General features: G+C 46.2%; 22 protein-coding genes. 15 read left to right on the top strand and 7 right to left on the bottom strand.

The annotated features are described in order from the left end of the window. Nucleotides 1-208 precede the first annotated feature (208 nt). The 10 genes from L1D44_RS05995 (at nt 209) to L1D44_RS05950 (ending at nt 10,612) form a co-directional block, all read left to right on the top strand. On the top strand, nt 209-895 hold the full coding sequence (locus L1D44_RS05995) for an ABC transporter ATP-binding protein (protein ID WP_239889302.1): 687 nt from the start codon (nt 209-211) through the stop codon (nt 893-895). Next, nucleotides 885-1,991 (top strand): HlyD family efflux transporter periplasmic adaptor subunit, encoded by a 1,107-nt coding sequence (locus tag L1D44_RS05990; protein ID WP_239889301.1) that lies wholly within the window; start codon nt 885-887, stop codon nt 1,989-1,991. Before L1D44_RS05995 ends, L1D44_RS05990 begins: the two co-directional genes overlap by 11 nt. Then, complete coding sequence (locus tag L1D44_RS05985) at nt 1,988-3,154, top strand: efflux RND transporter periplasmic adaptor subunit (RefSeq protein ID WP_239889300.1); 1,167 nt, start codon at nt 1,988-1,990, stop codon at nt 3,152-3,154. Before L1D44_RS05990 ends, L1D44_RS05985 begins: the two co-directional genes overlap by 4 nt. Next, nucleotides 3,151-4,404, top strand: coding sequence for an HlyD family efflux transporter periplasmic adaptor subunit (locus L1D44_RS05980; RefSeq protein ID WP_239889299.1), 1,254 nt, complete (start codon nt 3,151-3,153; stop codon nt 4,402-4,404). The genes L1D44_RS05985 and L1D44_RS05980 overlap by 4 nt, the downstream gene beginning before the upstream one ends. Before the next feature lie 50 nt (nt 4,405-4,454). Next, nucleotides 4,455-5,714, top strand: a complete 1,260-nt coding sequence (locus L1D44_RS05975) for an ABC transporter permease (protein ID WP_239889358.1) — start codon at nt 4,455-4,457, stop codon at nt 5,712-5,714. A gap of 236 nt (nt 5,715-5,950) precedes the next feature. After that, on the top strand, nt 5,951-6,628 hold the full coding sequence (locus tag L1D44_RS05970) for a potassium channel family protein (protein WP_239889298.1): 678 nt from the start codon (nt 5,951-5,953) through the stop codon (nt 6,626-6,628). Nucleotides 6,629-6,641: 13 nt separating this feature from the next. After that, nucleotides 6,642-7,757: an AI-2E family transporter gene (locus tag L1D44_RS05965; protein WP_239889297.1), complete on the top strand. Its 1,116-nt coding sequence runs from the start codon at nt 6,642-6,644 to the stop codon at nt 7,755-7,757. Nucleotides 7,758-7,907: 150 nt separating this feature from the next. Further along, on the top strand, nt 7,908-8,963 hold the full coding sequence (locus L1D44_RS05960; protein ID WP_239889296.1) for a DUF2157 domain-containing protein: 1,056 nt from the start codon (nt 7,908-7,910) through the stop codon (nt 8,961-8,963). Next, nucleotides 8,956-10,083, top strand: coding sequence for a DUF4401 domain-containing protein (locus L1D44_RS05955; RefSeq protein ID WP_239889295.1), 1,128 nt, complete (start codon nt 8,956-8,958; stop codon nt 10,081-10,083). The genes L1D44_RS05960 and L1D44_RS05955 overlap by 8 nt, the downstream gene beginning before the upstream one ends. Beyond that, complete coding sequence (locus L1D44_RS05950; RefSeq protein WP_239889294.1) at nt 10,073-10,612, top strand: GDYXXLXY domain-containing protein; 540 nt, start codon at nt 10,073-10,075, stop codon at nt 10,610-10,612. The genes L1D44_RS05955 and L1D44_RS05950 overlap by 11 nt, the downstream gene beginning before the upstream one ends. A gap of 41 nt (nt 10,613-10,653) precedes the next feature. Here L1D44_RS05950 and L1D44_RS05945 read toward each other — a convergent pair whose 3' ends face one another. The 4 genes from L1D44_RS05945 to L1D44_RS05930 all read right to left on the bottom strand — a co-directional run bounded on the left by L1D44_RS05945 (nt 10,654) and on the right by L1D44_RS05930 (nt 15,284). Continuing rightward, nucleotides 10,654-11,067, bottom strand: a complete 414-nt coding sequence (locus L1D44_RS05945) for a hypothetical protein (protein WP_239889293.1) — start codon at nt 11,065-11,067, stop codon at nt 10,654-10,656. A gap of 113 nt (nt 11,068-11,180) precedes the next feature. Continuing rightward, a complete protein-coding gene (locus L1D44_RS05940; protein ID WP_239889357.1) occupies nt 11,181-11,501 on the bottom strand; it encodes a YdbL family protein in 321 nt (106 codons plus the stop codon). Nucleotides 11,502-11,525: 24 nt separating this feature from the next. Further along, complete coding sequence (locus L1D44_RS05935; protein WP_220767666.1) at nt 11,526-11,726, bottom strand: YnbE family lipoprotein; 201 nt, start codon at nt 11,724-11,726, stop codon at nt 11,526-11,528. 105 nt (nt 11,727-11,831) lie between these two features. Continuing rightward, nucleotides 11,832-15,284 carry a YdbH domain-containing protein gene (locus L1D44_RS05930; RefSeq protein ID WP_239889292.1) on the bottom strand — a complete coding sequence of 1,151 codons (3,453 nt, stop codon included), beginning with the start codon at nt 15,282-15,284 and terminating at the stop codon, nt 11,832-11,834. A gap of 401 nt (nt 15,285-15,685) precedes the next feature. Between L1D44_RS05930 and L1D44_RS05925 the strand changes: the two genes are divergently transcribed. Continuing rightward, the gene (locus tag L1D44_RS05925; RefSeq protein WP_239889291.1) at nt 15,686-16,051 is read left to right on the top strand and encodes a hypothetical protein; all 366 of its coding nucleotides are present in this window, start codon (nt 15,686-15,688) and stop codon (nt 16,049-16,051) included. A 172-nt stretch (nt 16,052-16,223) separates the two neighbouring features. Here L1D44_RS05925 and L1D44_RS05920 read toward each other — a convergent pair whose 3' ends face one another. Next, complete coding sequence (locus L1D44_RS05920) at nt 16,224-17,072, bottom strand: D-hexose-6-phosphate mutarotase (RefSeq protein WP_239889290.1); 849 nt, start codon at nt 17,070-17,072, stop codon at nt 16,224-16,226. 221 nt (nt 17,073-17,293) lie between these two features. Here L1D44_RS05920 and L1D44_RS05915 point away from each other — a divergent pair, with 221 nt between their 5' ends. Both L1D44_RS05915 and yjjG read left to right on the top strand, forming a co-directional pair. Further along, nucleotides 17,294-19,084, top strand: coding sequence for an acyl-CoA dehydrogenase C-terminal domain-containing protein (locus tag L1D44_RS05915; RefSeq protein ID WP_239889286.1), 1,791 nt, complete (start codon nt 17,294-17,296; stop codon nt 19,082-19,084). Between the two features lie 229 nt (nt 19,085-19,313). Then, complete coding sequence (yjjG, locus tag L1D44_RS05910) at nt 19,314-20,000, top strand: pyrimidine 5'-nucleotidase (RefSeq protein WP_239889284.1); 687 nt, start codon at nt 19,314-19,316, stop codon at nt 19,998-20,000. A 38-nt stretch (nt 20,001-20,038) separates the two neighbouring features. On the opposite strand, the gene L1D44_RS05905 is transcribed toward yjjG, so the two are convergent. Further along, nucleotides 20,039-20,641 carry a DUF938 domain-containing protein gene (locus tag L1D44_RS05905; RefSeq protein ID WP_239889282.1) on the bottom strand — a complete coding sequence of 201 codons (603 nt, stop codon included), beginning with the start codon at nt 20,639-20,641 and terminating at the stop codon, nt 20,039-20,041. Between the two features lie 189 nt (nt 20,642-20,830). On the opposite strand from L1D44_RS05905, the gene L1D44_RS05900 reads away from it, so the two are divergent. Together L1D44_RS05900 and L1D44_RS05895 are read left to right on the top strand one after the other, a co-directional pair. Next, nucleotides 20,831-21,196, top strand: a complete 366-nt coding sequence (locus tag L1D44_RS05900; RefSeq protein ID WP_239889280.1) for a hypothetical protein — start codon at nt 20,831-20,833, stop codon at nt 21,194-21,196. Nucleotides 21,197-21,329: 133 nt separating this feature from the next. Continuing rightward, nucleotides 21,330-21,512 carry a hypothetical protein gene (locus L1D44_RS05895; RefSeq protein ID WP_239889279.1) on the top strand — a complete coding sequence of 61 codons (183 nt, stop codon included), beginning with the start codon at nt 21,330-21,332 and terminating at the stop codon, nt 21,510-21,512. A 67-nt stretch (nt 21,513-21,579) separates the two neighbouring features. On the opposite strand, the gene L1D44_RS05890 is transcribed toward L1D44_RS05895, so the two are convergent. Beyond that, on the bottom strand, nt 21,580-23,670 hold the full coding sequence (locus L1D44_RS05890; RefSeq protein ID WP_239889276.1) for a bifunctional 2',3'-cyclic-nucleotide 2'-phosphodiesterase/3'-nucleotidase: 2,091 nt from the start codon (nt 23,668-23,670) through the stop codon (nt 21,580-21,582). Between the last annotated feature and the right edge of the window lie 98 nt (nt 23,671-23,768).

Below are 23,768 nucleotides of genomic sequence, written 5' to 3'. Positions count from 1 at the left end.
ATGCCCTGCTGTAATGTTAATGCGCCTTAAAGCTCTTCTCTTATCGATTTTAGCCTTTCCTTTCGAACATTGAGTCACTATCGTTGTCCGATAGATAAAATGACGATAATTTACAAATTTTTGCAGATTAACCAATTAGCTAACTAGCGCTTATCTGTATGATAGGGCTTATCTATGATGATTGTTAATCCAGCCATATGAGCACTTTATGATTAAAGTTCATGAATTAACCAAACAGTACCCAATGGGCGACAGCTGCGTGAAAGCGCTCAATGGGGTGAGTTTCTCTATTGCGAGAAATGAGTTCGTCGCCATTATGGGGCCATCAGGCTCAGGCAAGTCGACCTTAATGAACATCATAGGTTGTCTCGATAAGCCTACTTCGGGCTGTTATAGCTTAAATGATCAACAGGTCGCCGAATTAGATGATGATGCCTTGTCTGCTGTGCGCAACAAGGAGATAGGCTTTGTGTTCCAAAGCTTTCATCTGTTACCGCGTTTATCTGCGCTGCAAAACGTGTTGCTTCCCTTAAGGTTTTCAGCCGAAGCCGAACAAGATAAGGGCTATGCCCTCGAGCTGCTAAAACGTGTTGGACTCGGAGCCCGTCATGATCATCGGCCTAACCAGTTATCCGGTGGTCAAAGACAGCGTGTCGCCATTGCTCGCTCTTTAGTGAATAAGCCGGCGATTTTGTTGGCCGATGAGCCAACTGGCGCGCTCGATAGTAAAACTTCGGTTGAGATTATGGCGCTGTTTACCGAGCTGCATAAAGCCGGCCAGACCATCATCTTAGTGACTCATGAAGAGGAGGTCGCCGCTTATGCTCAGCGCATTATCCGCATGCGAGATGGCGATATCGTTGAGATAGAGGAAAGAGGTGAAAATGCCGCTTAATGTCAACAAGAAGCCAAAGGTCATGGCTGGGAGCCGTTGCAAGCGATTTAACTTAGCACTAGTTAACTTAGCGCTGGGCTTATCAGTCACATTTTTGATGAGTTCTGCTCTAAGTACTAAGGCTGTTGCAAGCTCTGAGCAGCCCATCGCAGCAGTTTTGGAAGGTGAGACAGCGTCAATCAATAGCAGTGAGTCGATGCCCTTATTGCTTACAGGACAGGTTGCCTCGGTTGTTTCGCAGGCGTTTATTGTACCGAAAGCTGGCGATACCTGGCTTTATCAAATTCAGTGGATGATGCCTGAAGGCAGCTTGGCGGAGCCGGGCCAAGTGGTAGTGATCTTCGATAAAAGCGAAATCGACAATCGTATCGAGCAGTTGGAAGGCAGTTTATTAAGGGTCAAAGCTCAGGAGCAAAGCCAGTCTATTGAGCTAAATGCACAGTTATTACAGGCTCAGTTTGAACTCAAACAGGCTAAACTCGAACTTGAAAAAGCCGAGCTTGATGCCGCTATCCCTGCAGACTTTATCGCTGCAAAAGACTATGCCGATAATCAGTTTAATCAACTCAAGGCGGAGTCGGAACTTGCCAAGAAGCGCCAAGCCTTAAGCGAGATCCAAGATAAGCGTAAAGCGTCCCTTTCACAGCTTGCTATCGATAAAAAACGCGCCGAACTGGAGCTTTCACAGGCGCTGTTAGGGCTTGAGCAACTTGAGATCCGCGCCGAAATTGCAGGGCCTGTGCTCTATTCAAGAGATCCATGGACAGATAAAAAATATGCCGTCGGTGACAACGCCAGAATCGGCCGTCAAGTGGTCACGATTCCGGCGTTAAACGATCTTGAAATTATCGCTTGGGTGAATGAGGTCGATGTTGACCGGATTAAGCTAGGCGAGCCGGTGCGCTTAAGGCTCGATTCTCAGTCTCAAGTGGTGCTTAGTGGTAATGTGGCCGAGGTTAGCCGTCAGGCCAAAAAGCAGACGGCATGGGGCAACAGTAACTGGTTTAGAGTGTCGATTAAGTTCAGTCCAGATGAGCGTGTGGAAATTATTCCTGGAATGAGCGTGTTAGTCGAAGCTGGAGTGACACCATCATGAAGTTTAATCTAATCAGTGTATTGGTGCTTGGCACATTTCTAACCGCTTGCCAAGACTCAGCGATCACCAAGGCCGAAACCGGAGTGTTAGAGCAGCAGATAGAGGTGACAGGTGAGCTGGTTTCGGCAAATACTGTGAGTCTTAAACCACCGGCTCTGCGCAGAGTATGGCAATACCAGGTGAAAATGTTAGCGCCAGAAGGCAGTGAGGTGAAAAAGGGCGATAGGGTTGCTCAATTAGACACCTCCAACCTGAGCCAAAGACTATCGGTTAAGGCTGCAGAATTAGAGACGACAATTCAAGATATCGAGACCTCAAAGCTTAGAAATGCCAAGAAGCTTGAGGAGCTAAAACTTGAACTTGCCGAAGCTAAGATGAATCAAGAGAAGAGTCAGATGAAAGTGGATATCTCTGATGAAACCGTCTCCGTCATCGACAAGCAGAAATACTTAAGAGATGCCGTTATTGCCAAAGATCGTGTCACTCTGATCAATCAAAAGATTGAGCTTGAGATCAAAGGCGCCGAGCAGCGAATGAAAATGTTGGCTGGCGATCAACAAAAGTTTGCCGCCGAAGTGTCGACGCTAGAGAAGGGCATACAGTCGATGACACTCATTGCGCCGCGTGATGGTATGGTGGTCTATGGCAACGATCAGCAGGGTAATAAGGTCGCCGAGGGGCAAAATATCTTCGTTGGTGATTCGGTACTTAGTATTCCGGATCTGCAACATATGCAGGTGAATATGACCATTCCAGAGGTGGAAGCGGGACGAGTTAAAGTGGGTCAAAAGTTGAAGATCCGCCTCGATGCTAACCCTGAAAAGAGTTTTAACGGCGAGATCATTGAGCTTGGCGCTGTATTTAGAGTGAAAAATCAAGATGTGCCGTTGGTGATCTTCGATGCCGTAGCCAGCATAGCACAGCCGGATACCGAGCTTATGCGCCCCGGGATGACGGCGAAGATCAGCATCGATATAACCAATAACAGCCCAGATTTATTACTGTCTCTCGATGCGGTTCATTACGACCGAGGTCAGGCATATGTATTGAAGCCTGGGTTATTTAGAAGTACAAAACAATATGTTGCGCTAGGTGCTATGGGTAAGGAGCGGGTAACAATTACCTCAGGGTTAAAAGAGGGTGAAGAGGTATTACTGCCATGATAGGACAAGAGAGCAAAAGGGGGGTGCTAAAGCCTGTTAAAGCCTGCAGACAAATTTTAGCCAGTGTATTTGTGGTGTCAGCGATTGGACTGAGTGGCTGCGGCGGAGCAGATAATGCAGGAGTATTAACTGTCGAAGTGAATCGTTCCGACTTTAAAGTCGATATTCCTGCATCTGGCGAGTTAGAGGCAAGCAACTCGACGACAGTCAACGTTCCTACAGGACTTCGTGGTCCGCAGTCTCTCGCTTGGATTATCGATAACTTTAGTGAAGTTAAAGCGGGTGATGTCGTGGCTAAAATGGACTCGACTCGAGAGAGCTTCAAGTTAGAGATGGAGCAGCTTGATTACGACCGTTTAGGTCTAGACAGTCAAATCCAGACACAAAAAGACAAGACCATAGATAAGAGTTTGAACACCGACACTAAGGTGACCGCTCAGGAACAAGATTTAGCCGAACGTTTCTTCAGTGACGATGAACGTGTTTATACAAAAATCGATATTATCGACCAGATGCGCAACCAAGATTACCTAGAAGCTAAAATGCAGTTTTACGACTGGGGATTAGGTCAACATGGATCACAAGCGCAGGCGGAGCAAGAGCTAATCAAGCTTAAGCAGAAGGGGCATAAGGCTAAGATGAGCCGCTACTCCAGTAACTTAAAGCAGATGGAAATTGTGGCGCCCCATGATGGTCTATTTGTGGCGCAAGCTGGCTGGAACGGCGCCTTACCTGTCGCAGGAGATATGATGTGGTCGGGGATGACTATCGGTCTGCTACCCGATACCTCAAAGATGCAGGCTAAGTTATATGTCTTGGAGTCAGAGGCCTTAGGTTTAGCGGTAGGCAAACCTGTCACCTTGCACCTAGATGCTTATCCTGAATTGCCGATTACTGGCACCTTGACCCAACTCGATGCTTTGGCAAAAGCCAAAGAGCAAGATAGCCCGGTTAACTATTTTCAGATCACAGTGACGTTGGATAAGACGTTGACGGAAATCATGCAGCCAGGACGACAAGTTAATGCCATGGTACACGCGCTGGATCTGAACGATGTGGTTACCGTACCGAATCAAGCACTGTTTCAAAAATCGGGTGAATACTGGGTTTACATAAAGACATCGGCAGGCTTTGCAAAGCGAACGGTTAAATTAGGCAATCGCAGTTTAAATAGGACAGTTGTCACCGAAGGATTAGAGCAAGGCGATGTTATCGCGCTGACCACTCCGCCGAAAAGGAATCGAGTATGACCGTCAATAGAGTGCCAGTGAAGATAGAACAAAGATTTAATAATAAGTCGATGAAGAAAGCGGGCTTACCCTTAGCTGTGTACTGGGAAGGCATAAAGCAGGCTTTTGATGAGATGCGTCATCATAAACTACGGACGTCCTTGACGTTGCTGGGGATGATCTTCGGCGTTGGCGCTGTCATCGCCATGCTCAGCGTGGGGGAAGGCGCCGAGCGCGAAGCCTTAAAGATGATCGAATCGATGGGCGTTAAAAACTTGGTGGTTAATGCTCGTAGCGCCGAGGGTGAGGCGCTAAAGTCGGTTCGAGAACACAGTATAGGCCTCAGTCTTAGAGACATAGATAGTGCCCGCGATACCTTACCATTCGTTCAGAATTGGAGCGCCGAGAAGAAGGTTAAAGTATTCAGCCTATTTAGTCTTAAAGGTCGCAGTGACGCACAGGTTTTAGGTGTCACTCCTAGTTATTTTGAGCTCAGTGCTTTGCCATTAGGGGAGGGGCGCACCCTTAACGAAAAGGATGAAGCTTATTACCAGCAGGTTGCAGTACTTGGTCCCGAGGCGGCGAGAAGCCTATTTCCCCAAGGTAGTGCGATTGGCAGCCTAATAAAGGTGAACCATCAATGGTTCAGCGTTGTGGGGGTGCTGTCGGAGAAAGAGAGCAGCAAGGCGAGTATTCAAGGGGTGAAGTTAGGCGGTGAGCGCAATCAAGTGTTTATTCCGCTAACCACTGCGCTCAAAAAGATGCACTTTAATACCCTAGAGAATGAACTCGATTCATTTAAGTTAGCGCTCGCCGATGGTATTGAGCCTTCCTTGGCAGCAAAAAGCTTACAACATTTGCTTAATCGGCGTCATGGGGGCGAAAAAGATTTCGATGTAGTGGTTCCAGCGGACTTGCTTGCCCAACACCAGAAAACTCAGCAAATCTTTAATATCGTGATGGCCTGTGTTGCAGGCATATCCCTGCTGGTTGGCGGGATCGGCATCATGAATATTATGCTCGCAACCATTTTAGAGCGTACCGGGGAGATAGGTCTACTACGTGCGTTAGGGGCTAAGCGTAAAGATATTGCACGTCAGTTTCTCATCGAGAGTATTGCCATATCGGGTACGGGCGGCATTATTGGTATCGGTGTTGGGCTATTGCTCGCATTGATTATCTCCTCGGCCGCGGGTTGGCCTGTGGCTTGGTCTCCCTTTTCGATTCTGTTAGCACTTGGGGTCTGTATGACAATTGGTGTTGGTTTTGGACTCTATCCTGCGAATAAGGCAGCCAAGCTTGACCCAATTATCGCTCTGCAGCGGGATTAAACATGTCAGCTTTCAAAGAGCCCGCGATGTTTATCGCGGGCTTTTTATTGCTTGAATTCCATCATCGCTTAAGTGAAGGCAGGGTGAGTTAGGCTCATATGGGCGAATGAATCGGTAGTGCACATGTTAAAAATATTCGGTATTTGGCGGCAAACTAAGCTATTGTATTAGAAGCATTCACAAATGGATTGGCTATTTTTTTACAGAATAGACAGTAACAGAAAGGAAGCGATAGCTTGACCCAACGAAGAATCAATAAACAGAATAACTTCTATTACATGACGGCTGCGCTTGTGGTGTTGCTGTTGAGTGCATCTTTGGCTAAATCTCTGATGGGGGGCATGCTGGAATCCTTACTCGAAGGTGTTATTGCCATTACCTTTTTGGTTTGTGTGGTGAGTCTAGGGGTCGATAAGAGCTGGAAGCGTTTTATGCAAGTGCTCATAGTTATCTGGCTGGTGACGGCTATCAGCAAACGCTTTATCACTATCCCTCACCTTGATCTATTTATGCTTGGGTTAATGTTCGCCTTTTTCTGGGGCACCTTTAGCTCTATTGCAAGGCAAGTACTGTTTGCAGGCTCTGTAAACGGTAACCAAGTCGTGGGTTCCATCGCACTTTTTCTACTCTTAGGCCTGATGTGGGCATTGGTTTACCTCCTAATATTGGCATTATCGCCTAATGCATTTTCCGGGATAGATCAAAGTGCTTGGGGACAAAATTTTTCTCAGATGGCCTATTTTAGCTTTGTTACCCTGACCACATTAGGTTATGGCGATATTAGTCCTAATACGCCGTTTGCTCAGGTTGCAGTATATATGGAGGCAATTGCAGGTGTATTTTACATGGCGATTGTCGTTGCAAGTCTAGTGAGCGCTGGGCTGGCTCAAAAAGATCCACAACAGGAACGTTAATATGGAAAACCCTATGCAACATAATCAAAGTAAATTGTTCGTCGCGAACATGGTGGAGTCGGCGATTCGAATAGGCTTGTTGTTTATACTGGTTGTTTGGACCTTCGATATCATCAAGCCGTTTGTTATTCCTGTGCTATGGGGAGCGATAATTGCGGTTGCCCTGATGCCGATGACAACAAAACTTGAACGTGCCTTGAAGGGCCGAAGGGGCATTGCTGCCACTATTCTGGCCTTGGCGGGGATCATACTGCTCATCGCGCCGTTCTGGATGGTATCAAGCTCACTCTTCGATGGCGTGTCACGTACGGTTGAGATGCTACAGTCTGGGAATGTCGACATCCCAGGCCCCACACAAAAAGTTGCCGATATTCCTTTGATTGGCGATAAGTTATTTGAAGTGTGGGCACTGTTCGCCACTAACTTAGAAAAAGCCTTGTTGCACTTCTTGCCGCAAATCAAAACCGGGGTGTCAGCCGCCGCGGGTATGTTGGGCAGCAGTTTAGGTAGCTTAGTGATGTTTATTATCTCACTGGCAATTGCCGGTGGTTTTATGGCTCATGCGGAAAAGTGTTCGACCGCAGTGAGTACAGTTGCGATGCGTGTTGTTGGTCCCCATGGTGAAGAGTGGACTAGTTTAACTGCAGCCACAATTCGCAGCGTATTGCTGGGTGTGGTTGGGGTGGCATTTATCCAGTCGCTATTGATCGGCTCGGCGTTGTTTGCCTTTAGCATTCCTGCGGCAGGTTTGTTTACCGTCATAGTGTTTATTTTTGGTATCGCACAGCTGCCGCCACTTATTGTCGTGCTGCCGCTTATTTTTTATGTTTTTTCAACCCATGATTCCACCCCGGCGACCATATTTACGGTATGGGTGATCATCGCAGGGCTTTCCGATAGCTTGTTAAAACCTATGTTAATGGGACGAGGCGTCGATGTTCCAATGCCGGTGATCCTTATCGGGGCGATTGGTGGCATGATAACGGCGGGGATCATCGGGCTGTTTTTAGGTGCGGTTATTTTGGCTATTTGGTATGAGCTATTTTTGACTTGGCTCAATAGCGAAGAGAGTCCTGCAGCGTTACCTCAAGCATCGAATGATGAGCCTGTCGACAGTCCTGAGAAGTAAACTAAGGCGACAATTCTTATAGCGAAAAGGTGCCTTTGTGCACCTTTTTGTGATTCTAGTCGGCGCGGCTGCTTATGTGATTGAGAAACCAGATCTTGAAGATTAATATTAGGCTAGCCATTTTAGGAAAATGAGAGAGGGATAACTCGGTTGAACAGTGTAAAGTCGGTGGTTTGGGGCTGGTTTAAGCAGCAGGCAATAGCTAAAGAGTCGCTTTTGCAAGCGTTGTCGCTTGCTTGTGATGGCGAAAATTTGCCAAGCCAATTGCAGTGGCGGGCTTTAATCGAGCTGCTGCTCACTTGGGGAGCTGCGCTCCTTATCGGCTCGGGTCTTGTGTTTTTTATTGCTGCTAACTGGCAAAGTATGGGTAGGTTTGAGCGCTTTGCCTTGGTAGAGTCTTGCCTAGTTATAGTCGTGGCTCTTTATCTCATTTTGCGTTATCGCGCAGTGAAAAATGGCGATAGACTTGGGTTTGGTTATACCTCGGCTAATGCGGCGTTATTCGCCGTATCGATAATCATAGGTAGTTTGCTGGCGCTGGTGGGGCAGACTTATCAAACTGGTGCCGACCCTTGGCAATTATTTGCACTATGGGCGCTACTTACTTTGCCTATTGCTTGGCTGGCAGGCTCCGAGCTGCTATGGCTGTTACAAGGTTTACTGCTCAATCTATCCGTCGTGCTTTTTTATCAAACGTTTCCGGGCTTGTTTGCTCGACTTTTCTTATTCGATCTCGTTTTGGCACCACTATTGATACTAAATCTTTTACTGCATCTAGGCGTTATGTTACTCGGTGGCAAACTCGGGCTATTGGAAGGACACACGTCGCTTATTAAGCGCTTTGAGGCCCCTATATTACAGCAGATCACCATAGCTATCGCTGTGCTATGTATGAGCTTGCTTGCAGTTGAAGCTATTTTTGATGAGCAGAGCCGCGTTTGGTTAGCGGTATACTTTGGGCTGCTCGCTGCAGGATATTGGCTTTACAATTTTGTATTGAAGCAGATATTTGTGCTGGCTATAGGCGGCTTTAGTCTGGTCGCGGTTATGAATAGCCTATTGATACGATTAATGTTTGAAACCAGTGAGCCGGTGGGGTTATTTTTAGTGGTGGGCTTGACCATCATTGGCTTAACGACTTGGCTCACCATCTGGCTTAGAACCCGCCATCGCTCTTTTCAAGAGGAGGGGCGGCACCATGCATAGCGTATTCGAAGATAATAAGGGGGCTCCAGCAAAGTTGTGGTCTAGATTAGCCGCCGAGGGATTGACCTGTCAGAATGAAATGCCAAAGCCCCTTCAAACGACTCCTTGGTATGTTCAACTGCTGCAAACATTCGCAGCCTGGGTTGCATCACTGTTTATCCTTGCCTTTAGCATAACCTTCTTTGGATTATTCTTCGATGGTTTAGACACGGGGTTCGCCACATTAGTCGGAATTACTTATGCAGGCTTAGCGGTGTATCTTTATAGGGTGAGTGCTACCAAGTCGTTATTTCTCAACCAGATGGCATTTGCTTTAAGCCTGAGTGGCCTACTGTCATTGGCCTATGGTATGACCGATTGGTTTAGCCCAAGCTTAGGTGGGGAAATAGGGCTAGCTTGGTATTTTACTTTAGCTTGTATTTTGCTGCTGCACTGGCTGTCGATTGAACACTATAGTCATCAATGTGTCATGAGTTTTAGCGTTATCGCCTGCCTGGTGGGGATTGGATATGAATTAGAACTGCTTGAGTTACTCCCTGTGCTTATCTTGTTACTGTTTGTCGCTGTCTGGTTGAATCATGCTAAAACGGCTAAGCACTTTGCACGCATGAATGCCCTTGGCCATATGCTCGGTTTGTGGGTCATACTTATTCAGTTACCTCTGTTAGGCAATCAAACGCTACTGTTAGACCATGATAAATTTCCAGTATTAGCGCAATGGAGTAATGGGCTGTCGGTCGCTATAACGTTAGTTACCTTGCTTGTACTCGTTGTAAGAATTTTCCGCTCGCTGTCATTAAGCTTTAGCAGTAAGCCGGGGCTGCTAAGCGTCGTTGCTATGCTGTTGTTGGCGGGATTATCTATTGTTATGACGGGGTTATCTTCGGCGGTACTGGTTATGATTATGGGCTTTTATGTGAGAGAAAGGGCTATTTTCTTACTCGGGCTGGTTGGAATATTCAGCTTTATTACTTGGTATTATTACAGTTTACAGCTGCCGCTGCTTGAAAAATCGATCTGGTTAGTCGCGCTGGGCTCGTTATTGATTTTGGTCAGACTGCTGCTCGTTAAATTAGTACCTAAAGAAGATAAGCATGGAGTGCATCCAGATGAGGCTTAAGTTACCCGCTTCTATTTCTGTGCTGCTGTTAACGCTTGTTAGCGTATTGGGCATAGTGAATTGGGACATTTACCAAAAAGAGCAGCAATTAGCTCACGGGCAGGTGGTACGTTTAGCCCTCGCTCCGGTCGATCCCCGCTCACTGATGCAGGGGGATTATATGACGCTAAACTATGCCATAGCAGCCCCATTGAGCACTTTGCTTGAGGTGGAGACTGGACAGGGGCTAGTGCAGGTGCGGCTCGATAACAATCGAGTTGCCTCATTGGTTTCGGTTGATCAGGAGTCTGCCAGCGTTACGTTAACAGAAACTGGGCAGAACCTAAGCGGCATAAGTGCAACGGATGAAATTGTGAATATTCAATATCGTGTGCGCCACAATCAGATTAAATTTGCCAGCAACGCTTACTTTTTCGAAGAGGGTCAGGCAAAGCGATATGAAGGGGCGAAATATGGCCAGTTTAGGGTCGATGGGCAGGGGGCTTTGTTGTTAGAGTCCTTGCTAGATAAAGACTTTAATCCGTTGTGACCTGCACTTTTTAGTCAGATAAGTTAAATAGGCTGTATTCGTTAAACAGGCTTGCCAAGCAGGGTAAGCCTTAGTCGCTCATTGCCGTTAATTAAAGATGTGACAGGCTCATTGGGGCAAAGGTTAATCTCTTGTAGACCATTAAACGCGTTGCCGTTTAGCTCGGCGTTAACCCGGCACTTAAGACTTAGCAGACTGGAATGGCAAGGTGTTGCTCCCTCTGAGCCGATAAAGCCACTATCAAGAACGATATTACAGCTGTTAGCTGTGAATGTTTGTGTTTCGCCTACATAAAAGCTGCGGCTCTCAGAAACCAGTAGATGACTATCATTGGTTTTTTCAATAAACGCTAGGCTGATATCGAGTCGGACTCGTACCCGACGCGACAGATCAAACTTAGCTTGCTTGCCTCGGTTAAGCGAGGAGATATAGAAACCACCGAGTGGGCTACTCATCGACTAAACTCCTATCTGCTTATGAACTTCAAATGAGTAACTTACCACGTAAATTGTTTAATGGCCGCTAAAATAGCAGCCACTAAACATTGCGAGATAACTGCAGCTTGGAGCTACTTCTTAACCCACTTCCCTGACTTATTCTGAATGTAGTGGCCTTTCTTGGTCGCCTCAATCGCTTTCTCCGCGGCGAGTTTGGCGACATCACTCACTGATATGTTGTTCTTTTTAGCGATTTTTTCATAGTGGGCCTTACGCTTAGCATTAACCGAGCTGACCACTGATTTGGCGTCGCTGGAGCTTATAACCACTCCTAGATAACCGTTAAGCTGTTCACCAACCAGTCCTTGGGCTTTGGCATCTTGCAGGGAAATAGCAAAGGCATTAAAGCTAAGTACTAGGCCAGCAAGTAGGACAAGTAATTTTGATTTCATCATGTTCTCCTTTAATTCCTTTGCTTAAAATAGTTCATCATCGGCTAAGAGTTGATCTAACTCTTTATCGACTTTGATCTTGATCTCGTGCTCAATCTTCACATTGAGGTTAATCACAATCGGTTTATCCGGTGGCTCAATCTTAACGGTCGGACTGCAACCGACTAACGCATAACACGCAAGCATTACACTGAGTAGTACTTTTGGATTGTGCAATGTTTTCATTGGTTTATCCTTTTCCTTATCGGGTTAGGCTGAACTGAATTATTAGTTACTGTTGTGGTGAATACAATACGCCAACTCTTAATAACTATTTGATGAGACTGCTGATTACTTAACGGCGCGCTCGATCTGATCCTGTAAATTATCACCAATCTGTAAACTTCTGAGTAACTGTAACATGTTCTCCTCTTGAGAGTAGTTGAAGTGAATAGGTCGTTCAATACCTCTGCTACGACCTTTTACATTCACCTTGAGCTTGGCATCGCCTTGGGCATCCATATCGAAGCTGCTGGAAAGTTCTGAATAATTGAGGTGCTCGAGGGCTGAGAAGGCGAACTCAAGATAGGGCTGGCTTTGTCGCATCTGATCTACCGCAGGATTATTGCTGATGGCAATTAAGCCTCCGGGGGCGCGGGCGGCCAATCTCCCTCCGCTCACGCTGGCTTTGCCTTGCTCGATACTCACGGGCAGGACGCCATCGAAAATACCATCGGCGTAGATCCCCACTTGGGGTTGGATAGCTAGCAGTTGTTCTAGGTCAATATGTTGCAGTACAAAGTAGGCTGATGATGGTTTAGTCAGGTTCAGTTGAAACTGCGGGATCAACAGCTGCCCACCTAGCAGATCGCCTCTTGCTGTCAATCCTACAGATGCCTGCTTAACACCGAGTAGTTGCAGGGCTAAGGCGAGGTTCTCTTTGCTGGGCTCTGCTGCATTATCGGCAATATTGTTTAAGCCTTGCTCTTTACTATCTTGCGTCCTTACTTGAGAGCCTGCGGCAAATGAAACTGCGGCTTCTGCATCGATATCGGTGATCAGTACGCCGGGATTAAAGGCTTGCAGGGATAGCTTTATATTATCGCAGTTAAAAGCGCTCTCGCGTCTATTGCTGCTATCTTGTAGCCAGTTAAACTGGCATTGGGTATCCATATTACCGCCACCGAAGGGGAGGTTGTTGAGGCTACCTTGGATATCGCTAACCTGTGGATCGAGGGTCATGTCGAAAGCCAACCCTTGACTTTTCTTGAGCTGGTAGTGCATGGCAAGCTCTGTATTGCCTTCAATATCGAGTGACTCAGGTAAGCTGTCTGTCTGACTTAGAAACGCCAGAATAGGTGCAAACTCACTCTTAAACTGCCAGTCTCCGATTAACTTAAATTGGCTCAAGTCTTTTGGCTTGGGCGTAAATTGATGTTGGCTGGTGAGATATAGATTGTTAATTTTCCAGCTTTCATCACTGTGCAGCCCTTCGCGGTTGAGGTTCAGCTGTTGACTCAGCTCTATAGTGTCGAAGTGAGCCAGCTTCTGCTTAATGTGGCGCCTTTTGTGCTTACTTGCGCTCAGACTGTCTTGATGACTGTTTGAATGAGCGGCTCGATTATAGCCAGACTTGTCGAGGCTAAGCTGTGTCACCGATATGTCGACCTGATTCTCGAGCGTGTGTTGCAGTAGTTTGGATGCAAATGATGAGTCTAAGTCTAAGTCTAAATCTGAGTCATCAGTTGCCTTGGCTGAAGCGCTACTGTCTGTATTGTCTTCAGTAACTTTTGTATTAGTAGTATTTGCACCAGAGCTAAACTGTAGCGAAACTGCATGATGTAGCGCCAAATGCATCTGTTCGAGCTTAAGCTTGTACTTCTCTTCAAGGGCATTGTTGAGGGGAAAATGACCTTCTAAAGCGCCGATCTCATAATGCAGTGATGGAATGATGAGCCGAGTTTGGCTCTGGTCTTTATTTGGTTTGCCATTGTTTGGCTGAAAGTGCTTCTGCTGGTAACGGTATTCGGCAGGCGAAGTTAGGGTTAACTTTGTGCTTTTAATTTGAGCCGTGCTTATCTGAGTTTGATTTCTCGCTGAAGCGGCTTGGGTTGTCGATGGCTTATCTCTGGGTAGCGCTTGCGGCTCTGATTTTACTGTGCTCTCTAGCTTTATGCCTTTGCTGACTTGATTGGCTCCACTGGCAATGACAACCGCAAAGTTTGTTTGTAGTGGGTTGTGGCTGGCACTGAGCTGACCGTTTAGGGTGACTGCGGCACTGTCGAACTCAATTAGGTAGGGAAGCGCGGCCAGTTTCGGCCACAAGCTGTTGAGGGTAAGAGCTTGGTTGTGTTTTGCCTCAATGACCCAGTTAGCACTGAACTGGTAATTTCCTGTATCGCTAGCTGCCCCCTCATTATGTGGCGCGTGGTAATTGAAGTCGTCAAAGATAAGTTTGGCATCAAGCTTACTGTCTTCTATCTGCAGTGATAGCCTTGGCACATGTAATTTTTGCTGTGTAATCTGATAGTTTAAGCCTTTATTGAGACTTATGAGCAGATTGGGGGAGCGCTCAGTTACCTTGGCTTGTTTAGCTTCGAGACGTAATTGTTGATACAAGTTAAACAAGGCTTGTTCGAACGACTGATCCTGAAGTTGCTGAAGTAATCGTTGTAATTGTGCATTACTTTTTTCATCGGCACTGGCATTCAAGAGGTTGTCGGTGGCTAAGTTATTTTCAAGAGCAAAGCTGAGCTCGAACGGCTTAAGGATTAATTTAGGATCAATAATTGGACCGTTAATTTCAAAGTCTAATCGGCCGAGGCTTTTGGCCCTGTTGTTTAGGCTTGCTTCCGGCCCTTGTGTTTGGCTTGTGCCAGCAACAAGGCTAAATGGTTGTAGTGTTTGCTTGGCAAAATCGTTAAAAGTGAGCTTGGTATCTTGTAAGCTGTGTTTGGAGCTTAGCTGGGCATTTTTTAGGTTCAGGCTTAATGCAGAGCTGAGTTTGGCATCAAGCTGAATATGCTTATCATCTATTGCTTGAGTTAATTGATATAGTGGAGCTAAAAGACTCTGCTCTTGCAGCGCTGGGGAAGCTGCCTGTTGCTGTTTAGTTCGCAATGATTGCTCAGCAGCGGCTAATTGACGACTAAACGATTGCAGTAAGCTTAAATCTACATAGGTATTTGCTTGCCACTGTTTAGACTGAAGCTTAGCCGATAACGCAACAAGCGTTAGCTCATTAAGCTTTATCTCGCTTGTAAGCTCCCCAAGTTTATTCAAACTTAGGTTGTTTAGCTTAATTTCAGGGGCAAGAGGGTCGGCGCCTTTTATTCTTATCTGTATCTGCTTTAGGTCTATATCGGGGAAAGCATCAAAGTTGAGCCCAATGGTGGGGCCGCTTTCGTTGCTGTTTTGGCTCGACAGAGTCAATGCGCTTGGTGCAAGGTTAACATCGATATTTGCAACCCGAATACCTAGTAAGTCATTAATCTTAAAAGCCCATGGCGTTGCATCTTGCGCCAATACAATATCAGCATTGCTTATCTTTATATCACTGTTATCTACGGTTAACTCGGCTGCCGATATATGCCACTTTGTTAGGCTTGATGGGCGAAAACTAAGTTGATGGACTTCAGTCTTGTATGGGGTGAGAAATTGATTGGCTAGTGCTAGCGTGATCTTTTGGTAATTCCACAGGGCGAGACCACCTGCGAGGATCACAAGTGCCATTAAGAGCAGCAGTGAGAGACAAGTAAAGCGTATGGCTTTGCGTCTGCTGTTTTTCCGTACCGACTGTTGCACTTGCAAGTTCCCATCTGTCGTTGGCTAAAAGGAGCGGTTTGGCTGCTGGCTTTTAGTATAGTCGGCAGATTCTAACATCTTATTTAAAGGGCTGAATAGCTGAACAATAATAACAACGGAGTCGAGGTTACACCGAGTTGACTTTATCTGGGGGCTCATTGGCTCACCGACTCTATATTTGCCTTAGTGAATTAAAACCAAAGAGTTGTGACTGACCTCAAATATCCTTGTGCCAATGGCTTTTTGTTTTGATACAAATTGAACCAATTGTTATGTCGCTGCTCAACACTGTTGCTAGAACTGGATTTAGGCTCGCTTCTGTAGCTAATGGATTTGTGCTTTCGCTTAAGGAAGGAGCATTGCAGATAGGAGTAAGTACGTTTAACAATAAGAGGTTTACATTGAAAAACTTGGGTTGGCTGTTGATTTTTATTCCCGCGCTTTGCACTTGCTCATTAGTACTCATGGTTATTTTCCACTATTTCCATATTATCGAAAGTGGTGGCATGGTGGTAAATACTATGTTCCTGCTATTGGCGATTAATGTGTTTGGCTGTATTGCTATCGGTGTGAGGACGTCGGGGCATCTTCCTTATCTACTCTTTGGGAATTTGTTGTTTTTTATTATCTTTGTCTTCTCTATTACCGCTGTGAGAAATCATAACTGTAACCATCACGAGCAGGAAGAGGTGTTTCAATACGGGGTACATCAAGTCGGTGACAAACTTGATATTGGTGTCGACGCGAGATGTGAAAACTGCGATTAGCCATGCAATTGCGGCCATTACTTTGAGTGTTGAAACTTGAGCTTCTTGAGAGTAGAGCTTGAAGTTAGCGCCGGTTGAATTCGACTGCAGCGACGATCTTATTAGATTTTCACTGCAGCAGAATTTATCTGTTAGATGCTGAGCCTTAAAGTTAGGCTCAGTAGCTGCAAAGTTAATCCTTCCAGCGAATATGGGTGGTTAACGTATGGCTTTCGTTAGGCGCTAAAGTCAGTTTATCCTCTAGAACATTCGCCGCCTCTAAACAGACCATGGTGAGATAGTCATCGCTATTGAAACGCGATAAACGCATCGATTTATCAATCCAAGGGTTCCAAAGTACCGCGCTTTGACTGTTTTCACGGCGCACTTCAATCACGCCATCGGGAGTATGAAGCTCCTGGCATTCCCCCAAATCGGTATAGACGCGATCTGTTTCACGGGTAAAGTCGACGCTATCTCCGTCCTGTGGGAAAGGGCCTTTAGCAAACTCGATATATTTGGCGCCGCTAAAACCTGTTGCCTTCAGTTGATGAATATCATTGATGGGGAAATAGCTATGCAGAGCCTGTGTTAGGCTGACATCATAATCGCCATTATTGGTATTTTTAAGGCTAACAGACAGGGTGTCACTCAAGCTAAATAGTAACTCCACTTCGGTGTCATGGGGCCAGTAGAGCCTATCTTCTTCGGTCAGCTTTAGGGTGAACTTAAGATCCACCTGCTGATCGCGCATTTTTACCGATTCCAGAGACCAAATTCGGGTACGGGCAAAGCCGTGTTGTGGAAAGTCAGGATTGTCATTCATGCCAAACCAAGGCCAGCAAACAGGTATGCCGCCACGAATACCATTACCAGGCTGGTAATCATCTGCACTGGAGACCCATAGTAGGGGCTTTTTACCCACCGGCTCAAAGTAGTCGATTTGGGCACCCTGCATAAAGATCCTCGCTTTACACAAGTCGGTGTTCACTTCGACATACTCTAGACCGTTAGCATGTTTGTTAGTGGTGACGGAACCCATTGGAGTTGTCCTTTCATAGCGTTATCACGATTATTTGAATTAGCTTAACCCGTTTTTAAGAAGGAGATAAGCCTTCTTTTGACTCTATTTAAGGTAATGCTGTTCTCTTGCGCAAACAAAGTGAAAATATTGCTGAGTTTTTACTCAAACTTAGTTATGGTGGTCAGAGCACTGACCACCATAACTTATAACGATTAATAAGCAGTTGAAGGGACGACACTATGCCAATCTACCAAGCACCGATCCGTGATTATCAGTTTGTTTTAGGTGAGCTACTAGATATTTATCAAAAAGATAACTTAGCAGGATTCGATGAATTTGATCCTGAGTTGATTGATGCGGTACTGCAGGGAGTAGCAGACTTCACCACAGATATTATGCTGCCACTTAACGGTAGTGGTGATGTAGAGGGCTGTCGCTTACAAGAGGGAAAAGTGATCACGCCTAAGGGCTTTATCGATGCCTATCAGCAGTATGTTGATAACGGTTGGGCTACCCTAACTTGTGATCCCGAGTTTGGCGGGCAGGGCTTACCTGAAGTGGTCGGTGTTTTTGCCACTGAGATGAAAACTGCGACTAATATGGCTTTTGCCATGTATCCGGGGTTAACCCACGGCGCTTATGCCGCCATTCATACCCATGGTAGTGATAAATTAAAGGCAAAGTATCTAGAGAAGTTGGTCAGTGGTGAATGGACCGGCACCATGAATTTAACAGAATCCCATGCTGGAACCGATCTGGCACTGCTGCGCACCAAAGCCGTGCCTGCAGGTAAGGACTCGTTTGCTATCACTGGCGAGAAGATCTTTATCTCCTCTGGCGATCATGACTTAACTGACAATATTGTTCACCTAGTATTGGCGAGGCTTCCCGATGCACCAGATGGGGTAAAGGGGATCTCGCTGTTTGCAGTGCCTAAAGTGTTAGTTAATGATGACGGTACGCTTGGTGAGGCGAACGCGCTGACTGCAGCGAGCCTAGAGCACAAGATGGGGATCCACGGTAACTCGACTTGTGTGATGAATTTTGATGGTGCCCTAGGCGAGTTGGTGGGGGAGCCTCATCAGGGATTGCGCGCCATGTTCACCATGATGAATCAGGCAAGGCTTGGCGTTGGCGTTCAAGGGCTAGGAGTCTCTGAAATTGCCTATCAAAATGCCTTAGCTTACGCAAAAGATCGTATTCAAGGCCGCGCGTTAAGTGGTGCTAAACAGGCTGAACAAGCCGCAGACTCAATTCTAGTGCATGGCGATGTGCGCCGCATGTTATTGTCGCAAAAGGCCTTTAACGAGGGCACGCGAGCATTAATGGGCCAGCAGGCACTGTGGATAGATGAAGCCGAAAGGCACAGCGATCCCGATTTAGCAAAAGCAGCGTCGAAACTAGCAGCTTTGTTTACACCGATAGTGAAAGGCTTTGTTACCGACCAAGGCTTTAAGGCCTGTGTCGATGCTCAGCAAGTATTTGGTGGTCATGGCTATATTCACGAATGGGGCATGGAGCAGTTTGTGCGTGATAGTCGTATTGCGATGATCTATGAAGGCACCAATGGCGTGCAGGCGCTAGATTTAGTTGGCCGCAAAATACTTTCCGATAAAGCACAGACGCTGCAGGCGTGGTCGGGGCAGGTAAAGCAGCTTATTGAGCGCAATATGGGCAATGAGGCGATGAAACCTTATATCGCCGGACTGATGGATGCTGCGGGGGATCTTGAGAAAGCCACTGGCTACATCGCTGAAAATTCAGCTAAGAATCCCGACATTATTGGCGCGGCGTCTATGGCGTATATGCAGATATTCGGCATTACGGCGTTGGCATGGATCTGGGCTCGCATCGCCGAAAAATCCTTGGCGGTACTGAGTGATGGCACAGATGAAGCGGAGTTTTATCAAAATAAGCTCAGTACAGCGCAGTTTTATATGCGCTATTGGGCGGTGCAGACCCGTAGTCTGCGTAAACAAGTTCAGGCTGCCAGTGAAGATATCGTCGCCTTTGACGACAAGGCCTTCTAAGCTTGTCTGTTTGTAAGATATAGAGCCCGCTCTAAAATTAGCCCCCTCTATGAGTTATTTTGTTGTCATAGAGGGGTTAATTTTTTGGGCTAAATCAGATGTAGATTGAATTAACCGTTATTTTTCTTGGAAATGGCTCTTAGCACTTGGACAAAAAGCGCCTAACTGAGATAACCTTGCGGCACTTTTCTGTAGCAGCAATGGCTGTATTCATTTAATTAGGATTGATATGCAGTATAAATGGGTACTTTTTGACGCTGATGAGACCTTGTTTCACTTCGACGCTTTTCAAGGCTTACAGCTGATGTTTTCCCGTTTTGATGTGGACTTTACCCATCAAGACTTTCTCCATTACCAAAAGGTTAATCAACCACTTTGGGTCGATTATCAAGATGGAAAGCTGACAGCCAGTGAGTTGCAAAATATTCGTTTCGAATCATGGGCCGAGAAACTAGCAGTTTCAACCCAGAGACTAAATAGCGACTTTCTTAACGCGATGGCCGAGATCTGTCAGTTGCTTCCTGGCGCACAGGAGTTGATCGATAGCCTTACTGGGCGAGTCAACATGGGGATCATCACCAACGGTTTTACCCAGTTACAAACGGTTCGTTTAGAAAAGGTGGGCTTAGCCAACCGCTTCTCGCCGTTAGTGATCTCTGAAGAGGTTGGGGTGGCAAAGCCCGATATTGGGATCTTTAATCACGCGTTTGAGATGATGGGCCACCCAGAGAAAGAGTCGGTGCTTATGGTGGGGGATAACCCTCATTCAGATATTTTGGGCGGACTAAACGCCGGTATTCACACCTGCTGGCTTAACAGCCATGGCGCAGAAAAACCGCAGGATATCGACCCACACTATCAAGTGAGCTCTCTGTGTGAGCTTCGAACGCTGCTTACCACACAGATGTCGGCCTAAGCTAAGGTTTAAGGTAAGGTTTAAGCTGAGGCTTGAGTTTACCTCTTATTAAAATGCAGCAAGCGGTTATTGGCTGGCATGGAGTGATCGGCAACGAGCTCTAAGCCTTGCGCCGCTGCGAGCTGCATTATCCACTTAATATCTCTAATCGCACTTTGCGGGTCTTGCTGCAGCAGCCAGTTATCAAACTGACGGTTACTGTCACTGGTATATTCGCCGTGATAATTAAACGGACCGTAAACGCAAAACTGACCATTGGGCACCAAATGCCTTCCTATTCCTTCAAAAAACGCTTCGACCATGGCTTTAGACATGATGTGCAATGTGTTGGCGCTAAAGATGGCGTCGATAGGCTCAAGTTGGTCTACTGGCCAAGGCTGAGTCACATCCAGCTCAATGGGGCTGCGTAAATTATCACTAGGATATTGAGCTAACCTGGCATTTATCCCTTGGTGGTAACAGGTTTGATCGCTGGTCTGCCAGATTGCATGGGGGAGCAGCTTGGCAAAATAGATTGCATGTTGGCCGGTGCCGCTTCCGATCTCTAATACATGTTTCGCGCCGCAAAAGCTGTGGGCTAACACCGAGGCAATGGCTGATTTATTATTTTCACAGGATTGAGAATAGGGAAGTGGATCCACGATAGCGTCTTTTGTTTGATGTCAGGCTATTTGTTTTACCCTGTCTAGTGCGTGAATTCAACTGACAATGGCTAATCGGGGAAATACTGGACGTTGTATATGAAATTGAACGCAAAAGAATTAGTCTTAGGCACCCTTGATAAAAGCGGTTAGTATCTAAGTTCAATTTTGCGGTTAACAGGCATAATTTTGGCTATTGAGCATAATGAGATCGTATCGCTACTCAATGAACTTGAGTGCAGAACCAACTTTTCAATAAAGAAAGTCACCGAATATATGCTACCTAAGCTAAAGGAGCCATTTTATCTATACGTCGATGGTAAGCAGGCCCAGTTGGTGATCCGTCCCGCCTATGAGGTGTTTAAAGCCGATCTCGAAGCGATTGATGGCGTAAATGCCAAAGCTCAGTATTGCCATTACTCCGAGATGACGCGATTTCCTAAGCGCGTGCAAAAGAGTGTGAATGGTATCCATTATGGATTGGCTTTTAGCTTCGATAGCGGTGCAGCACTTAAGGCATTTATCGAAAAGTTAATTCTTATCAATCAAGCTTAGTTGTCAGCAGCTATGGATAGTTACTGTGGGTTTGCGTTAGCGTTGAAACATTCTAATACCAAAATCTATAGCTAGTCTTTGGTTGAGATGGTTTAAACTTACGCTAAGTAATCGACAAGGAGTCAATACAAAAATGGAACCCGATAAGTTAACCTCCCAGCAACCACATAGCGAGCCGGATTTTCAAGCTATGATATCTGAGCTTAATCGCAAGAGATTAAAGTTTTTTACCCTAGTTGTTGGCATGGTCGCGGGGCTCGCCGTCGGTTTCTATGGTGCGCGTTGGTTGTATCAATGGCTGCTCCCTGTTAGTTAGGCATCAAGCGAATAAAAAAGGCTCCGGAAGGGAGCCTTTTTAGTTTCAGTTTTGAGTTTACTTGCTATTACTTAGCAGCAGGCTCGTTGACAAGGTCTATGCTATAAATAGCAAAGCCTGCTACGGCATCCGCATTTTCAATCTTAACCATCTTACGCTGTTGGTTTTCCTCGATAAATTGTGCTGCAAGCTCACTGTCTTGGGTTTCGAAACGCACATCGAGTTTCACATTAGTTTCGATAGTCTTGAAGTCCCAGTTATAATCAGCCGTTGGGTCAACTGCGCCGTCGTAGCCGCCAGCGTCATTTGGCTTAGACTCAGCAGTGATGTACTGTGAAAGTGCTTCACGGTTCTCATCTGGTAGCTCGAGTACAACATGATCTGGGCCCGTACCAGCAAATGCGCCACCAAAGGCGCGGTAATTGTTAGATGCAACGATAAACTCTTTGTTGGCTAACTCATCACCAGTAATAACGGTGCCATCACTGTCTTTAAAGCTTAAGTCAACAATACGGTTAGCACCTTCATTAACCACTTTACAGTCGCGATCAAATTTAGACTCTTGGGTCACATCAATCTTGTAGGTCAAACCATCGATAACATCGAAGTTATAGGTTGGATGGCCTGCACGATTAATCAGGTTCTGAGGCGTGGTAATGGTTGGATCGATTTGGTTAAATTGGTTTGCACTGCACTCTAACCAATCTTTAAGCTCAGCGCCTGTCGCCTTAACGGCAACCATAGTGTTTGGATACAGATAGAGATCGGCCGCGTTGCTGTAAGTTAGCTCGCCTTTTTCCACCATCACAAACTGGCTCGCATCACCCTCGGCGTAACGCCCACCGGCTTTAAATGGCGCCGATGCTGAAAGTACTGGTAGTTTCTTAAGCGCTTCGTCAGAGCCATTTTGGATCTGTTGCTCAACTTTGGCTATTTGCGCATTAGAGACAATCTGTACCGTTGGGTCGTCTTGCACTAGTGTCAGAAAGCTGTACATATCTGCCGCAGCAACACCGATAGGCTGGCTGACAAACTCGATAGTGCCTTGGTGTTCAATTTCGACCGCATCTCGAATTGATTGCTCACCATCGACCAGCTCAACTTTGTTGGCATTGTCATAAACGGGACGAGCCTCGGTTTGTGACTCATCATGGTAAACCACCCATTTATCATCTTCTTTACGCAGTTTTAGATCTACAATACCTAGGTTGTCGCCCCAGCGGCCAGGCATAACGGCGGGAACACCATTGAGTAAGCCTTTTTCGATATCGGTATTGGGCAGATCTGCATAGCGTGCGTCAGGGAACACCGAGTGGCTGTGACCGAACATGATAGCGTCGATCCCTTCGACATGAGTCAATGCATAAGTGGCGTTTTCAGCCCATGCATCGCCAGGGTTCTCGCTTGAGCCAATACCTGAATGCGGAATTGCGACAATCACATCGGCACCTTGCGCTTTCATCTGTGGAACAAACTTCTTAGCGGCTTGAGTGATACCTAGGACTTCAACCTCACCGTCTAAGTGGGCCTTATCCCACTGCAGGATTTGCGGAGGCACGAAGCCGATATAACCAATCTTGATGGTGTGTTTGTCGCCATTGGTATCTATGACGACTTTATCTGTGATTAAGTACGGGGCGAACATGTTATCGGCAAATTCAACCCCATTCCAGCAGCCATCTTTCTTAGCACAGATAACGTTGGCATTGATGTAAGGAAAGTCTGCACCATCAATGGCTTTCTCTAGAAACTCTAGCCCATAGTTGAACTCATGGTTACCTATGTTACCGACATCATAGTCAAGGGTATTCATCGCCTTGTAGGCCGGGTGAGTATCACTTAAGCCTTCACTTGCGATGTAATCGCCCATCGGACTACCTTGCAGCAGATCGCCGTTATCGACTAATACCGTGTTGGCTCTTTCACTGCGAGCCTCTGCAATAAGGCTGGCCGTACGGGCAAGGCCGATGGTTGGATCTTCTTTACCACTATAGTAGTTAAAGTCCATGATGTTGGTATGAAGATCGGTGGTTTCTAAAATACGTAAGTTAACTAGCACATTTTTATTGTCATCATCGTTATCGATATCAATCCAATCACAGGCAGTAAGACCGAGTGATGAAGCAATAACAACGGCTAATAGTTTTTTATTTAACATATCCATACTCTTATAATTGTTTAGACCCCAAGAAGCGTTGCCCCTTCTTAAACTGCTAATAGATTTATTTTTGGTATAACTCACTATTAGCGTTGCCG

It is taken from the genome of Shewanella sp. Isolate13, assembly GCF_022398325.1.
GTDB lineage: Bacteria > Pseudomonadota > Gammaproteobacteria > Enterobacterales > Shewanellaceae > Shewanella.
This window is presented reverse-complemented; position numbering and strand designations above follow the sequence as displayed.